General features: G+C 65.6%; 1 protein-coding gene. It reads left to right on the top strand.

The genetic code is table 11. From position 1 onward, the window contains the following. Window positions 1-270 (top strand): acyl-CoA dehydrogenase (locus ACPYOG_RS19605; RefSeq protein ID WP_481295793.1); only part of this gene is annotated, 270 nt, incomplete at both ends.

Raw genomic sequence — 270 nt, forward strand, 5'->3', positions numbered from 1 at the left:
TCCCTCGCCCAGGCCCCGGACGAGGGAACCAAGCGGGTGCTGACGTGGTTGCGCGATCTCTTTGGCCTGTCCCTCATTGAGAAGCATCTTTCCTGGTACCTCATGAACGGCCGGCTCTCCATGCAGCGTGGCCGGACGGTGGGTACCTACATCAACCGGCTCCTGGTCAAGATCCGCCCGCACGCGGTGGACCTCGTTGATGCCTTTGGTTACGGCCCCGAGCATCTCCGCGCCCGGATCGCCAGCGGCGCCGAAGCGGAACGCCAGGAC

Source organism: Leifsonia sp. HAY1-4F, from assembly GCF_056755275.1.